This is a genomic window from Delftia sp. UME58, from assembly GCF_014170385.1.
Lineage (GTDB): Bacteria > Pseudomonadota > Gammaproteobacteria > Burkholderiales > Burkholderiaceae_C > Comamonas > Comamonas acidovorans.
On sequence record NZ_LZZV01000068.1, the window covers coordinates 1 to 791 of the forward strand.

At 62.6% G+C, this 791-nt stretch carries 1 protein-coding gene; it reads left to right on the forward strand.

Annotated features, from left to right (window positions below; translation table 11 throughout):
• Positions 1–791 (forward strand): cbb3-type cytochrome c oxidase subunit I (locus tag A9976_RS18765; protein WP_183020254.1); only part of this gene is annotated, 791 nt, incomplete at both ends.

A 791-nucleotide genomic window follows, 5' to 3' on the forward strand; every position in this document is an offset into this window, starting at 1 on the left:
TCCTGCCCTGCTTCGGCATCTTCTCGGAGATCGTCTCGACCTTCAGCCGCAAGCGCCTGTTCGGCTACACCTCCATGGTGTACGCGACGGTGTGTATCACCATCCTGTCGTTCTTCGTCTGGCTGCACCACTTCTTCACCATGGGCTCGGGCGCCAACGTGAACGCCTTCTTCGGCATCATGACGTCGATCATTTCCATCCCCACGGGCGTGAAGCTGTTCAACTGGCTGTTCACGATGTTCCGCGGCCGCATCCGCTACCACTCCGCCACGCTGTGGACGATCGGCTTCATGGTGACGTTCGCCATCGGCGGCATGACGGGCGTGCTGCTGGCCGTGCCGGGCGCCGACTTCGTGCTGCACAACAGCCTGTTCCTGGTCGCGCACTTTCATAACGTCATCATCGGCGGCGTGGTGTTCGGTTGCCTGGCGGGCCTGACGTTCTGGTTCCCCAAGGTCTACGGCTTCACCTTGAACGAGTTCTGGGGCAAGACCTCGTTCTGGTGCTGGCTGATCGGCTTCTTCCTGGCCTTCATGCCCCTGTATATCCTGGGCTTCAAGGGCATGACGCGCCGCATGAACCACTACCCGCATGCCGACTGGCAGCCCTACCTGATCGTCGCGCTGGTCGGCGCCGTCATCATCGGCCTGGGCATCCTGTCGCTGCTGATCCAGATTGCCGTCAGCATCAGGGACCGCAAGCAGAACCGCGACTTGACGGGCGACCCCTGGGATGCGCGCAGCCTGGAATGGGCCACCGCGTCGCCGGTGCCGTCCTACAACTTCGCCGTG